3 protein-coding genes and 1 pseudogene are annotated in these 2,918 nt (G+C 50.2%); all 4 read right to left on the reverse strand.

Annotation, left to right across the window (positions count from 1 at the left end; genetic code table 11):
* Positions 1-185: 185 nt before the first annotated feature.
* Complete coding sequence (locus ACR0P9_RS10255) at positions 186-1,076, reverse strand: polyprenyl synthetase family protein (protein WP_432619834.1); 891 nt, start codon at positions 1,074-1,076, stop codon at positions 186-188.
* A gap of 3 nt (positions 1,077-1,079) precedes the next feature.
* The gene (gene xseB, locus ACR0P9_RS10260; RefSeq protein ID WP_432619836.1) at positions 1,080-1,310 is read right to left on the reverse strand and encodes an exodeoxyribonuclease VII small subunit; all 231 of its coding nucleotides are present in this window, start codon (positions 1,308-1,310) and stop codon (positions 1,080-1,082) included.
* Between the two features lie 10 nt (positions 1,311-1,320).
* Positions 1,321-2,535 carry an exodeoxyribonuclease VII large subunit gene (gene xseA / locus ACR0P9_RS10265; RefSeq protein ID WP_432619838.1) on the reverse strand — a complete coding sequence of 405 codons (1,215 nt, stop codon included), beginning with the start codon at positions 2,533-2,535 and terminating at the stop codon, positions 1,321-1,323.
* Positions 2,532-2,918: pseudogene (locus ACR0P9_RS10270) on the reverse strand (DNA-binding protein); the annotation flags it as partial. The gene xseA and the pseudogene ACR0P9_RS10270, both read right to left, overlap by 4 nt.

Here is a 2,918-nt window from a genome sequence, read left to right on the forward strand (position 1 = left end):
TGGGCGTAAGAAGCAAACACCAGGGACTTCATCGATGTGCCTTTCTACGGATTTTTAGGCCCGTCTTATGAGTCGAAGCGGCTGACTAGAATACTGCGCCACCGCGTATTACTTTACCATACCTTGTTTTCTTTTTGCAAGGGATATGGCGATTTATTTACAAGAATTTCACTTTTCTCGTGTATTTAATGGTTTCTGTCCGCCAAAGAGTATGCTAACTCAGGCAAAATGCCAGCGTCATCAAATGGAGCCAGTGCGTCTACCGCCTGCTGTGACAGCTCATGCACGAGCGCATGGCAGCGTTCCAAGCCCAGTAAAGACGGATACGTGCTTTTGCCGTTCTCCGCATCCGAGCCAATCGGCTTGCCGAAGGTCTCTGCATCGCCCTCAATGTCCAAAATATCATCCTGAATCTGGAATGCCAGACCGATACATGCCGCGTACTCGCAGGCAGCCTGTGTTTGCTGTTCCGTCGCACCGCCAATTAAGCAGCCGAGCTGTGCCGCTGCGCTGATGAGTGCGCCGGTTTTCAGCTCCTGTAAGGTCTTGAGCTGCTCCAGAGAGATCTGTGTCTCCTCTGCCTGCATGTCCAAGATCTGACCGCCAATCATGCCATCCATACCGGAAGCACGAGATAAAATCCGAATCGCCTTGACCTGTGTTTCGGCAGAGACTAACTGGGTGTTAGCCGGATCAGATGCCGTTTCAAACGCCAAATTGAGCAGTCCATCACCTGCCAGAACTGCTGTCGCCTCGCCATAAACCTTGTGATTGGTCGGCTTACCGCGGCGAAAATCATCATCATCCATACACGGCAGATCATCATGAATCAAAGAATACGTATGAATCATTTCCAGTGCACAGGCAAACGGAAGCGCTGCTTCCAAATCGCCGCCGCAGACGCGGCAGAATTCCAGTACCAGTCCTGGACGCAGACGCTTACCACCTGCCATAGCAGAATAGCGGCACGCTTCAAAAATAATTGTTTGCCCCTTATCTTCACTCGGCTGGATATACGTCATCAAACGATCTTCTACCCGCTTGCTGTATACAGCAAGCCGCTCCTGTAACGTCATCTGTCATTCCCCTTCCTGCGTATCAAACGGAATCTCTGTTTCTGTTCCGTCCTGTACAGTCACCATCGTTACCTTCTGTTCTGCTGTGTCCAGCAGCTTGGATAGATAGGCAGACAGCTTTGTGCCTTCTTCAAACAGCGTCAAGCTCTCATCAAGCGGAGCTTTTCCGTCTTCCAGAAGAGATACAACCTCTTCCAAGCGCTGCATAGCTTGTTCAAATGTCAAATGTTCCATGCTTGCATCCTCATAGCTTGCGTTTTACTTGCTTGACCGTGCATACCGCGCCGCCTTTGGCAAAACGCACCAAAATTTCATCTTCTTTGTGCAGCTTAGCACTGCTGGAAACCACAACATGATCTTTGGTCACGACAGAGTAACCGCGTGACAAGACTTTCAGCGGGCTATATGCATCCAGATATGCCGCCTGTTCCACAAATCGCTGCCGATCTGCAGCAAGAATACGCTGCATGGCAGAAACCATCTGACCGGACACATGTTCCAGTTGATACCGCTTATCCTGAATATATCCTTTGGGCGTGCGCAGCTTTCGGCGTTTGTCCAAAGTTTCCAGCTTGAGCCGACACGCGCGCAAGGTCTCCTGCATATCTCCGCGCAGTGCATTATCTGCACTATATAAGAAATTCCGAATAGTTAAGCTGTCCGCCGCAACGATTTCCGCTGCATTGGACGGCGTCGATGCTCTGGCATCTGCAACAAAATCCGAAATAGTTATGTCTGGTTCATGCCCGACAGCCGAAATCACTGGGATTTTCGATGCATAAATCGCTCGTGCAACGATTTCTTCGTTAAATGCCCATAAATCTTCCAGCGAACCGCCGCCGCGCCCGACAATCATAACGTCTATGTCATCTCTTCGATTAACTGCTTGAATGGCAGATGCAATCTGTCCGGCGGCCTCTTTTCCCTGTACAAGCACCGGATAAATCACAACCTGGGCAATCGGATACCGCCGCTTTAAAATGCGCAAAATATCGCGTACAGCAGCTCCTGTCGGTGACGTCACTACAGCAATGCGCTCTGGAAGACGTGGAATCGGCTGTTTATGTGCTTCATCAAACAGTCCTTCTTGATACAGCTTCTGTTTGAGCTGCTCAAAGGCAATCGTCAGCGCACCAATGCCGTCCGGCATCATGTCCGCTACATACATTTGATACTGTCCACGCTGCGGATACACACCGATACGTCCTCTTGCAATGACTTTCATGCCATTTTCCGGCTGAAAGCGCAGACGTGCAGCGTCCGAGCGAAACATCACAGCCGAAAGCACACCATCTGCATCTTTTAATGTGAAATAATGATGTCCAGACGGATATTTTTTATAATTGGAAAGTTCACCTTGGATATACAGGTTGCAAAATGCCTCCTGCTCCTCCAAGAGCAGCTTAATCGCATGATTGACTTGTGTTACCGTGTAGACACTCGCGTTTTGCTGTCTCATGATAGTTCTCCGCTCAATATCGCTGCTAAAACAGCTACGCCAACCGCGTTGTCTCCGGACAGCACCGGTTCTGCAAACTTTGCCCCGAATTTACGGCGCATCCGCTTTTGCAGCAGCCGATTGGACATGACACCGCCCGCACACAAAACTGGCAGCCCTGTTTCCTGTACTGCTTGCTCCGTCGCCTTGATAACGGCATGAGAGACAATGTCAATCGCATATCGTGCAACAGTCGGCGCATCTGCGCCTTTCTGATGCAATTGTTCGATTTTATTCTGCGCACCGGACAGGGAAAACCGAAAATCTACAACTTTCGGTCGGAATGGCTTTTCCGGCTCCTCACACTGATTGGCCAGCTCTTCCAGCTGTGCGCCGGATGGGAA

It is taken from the genome of Butyricicoccus sp., assembly GCF_050872565.1.
Classification (GTDB): Bacteria; Bacillota; Clostridia; order Oscillospirales; family Butyricicoccaceae; genus Butyricicoccus_A.

Coding starts and splice junctions, on each gene's coding strand:
- xseA (WP_432619838.1), bottom strand. CDS start 2,535: ATGAGACAGCAAAACGCGAGTGTCTACACGGTAACACAAGTCAATCAT.
- ACR0P9_RS10255 (WP_432619834.1), bottom strand. CDS start 1,076: ATGACGTTACAGGAGCGGCTTGCTGTATACAGCAAGCGGGTAGAAGAT.
- xseB (WP_432619836.1), bottom strand. CDS start 1,310: ATGGAACATTTGACATTTGAACAAGCTATGCAGCGCTTGGAAGAGGTT.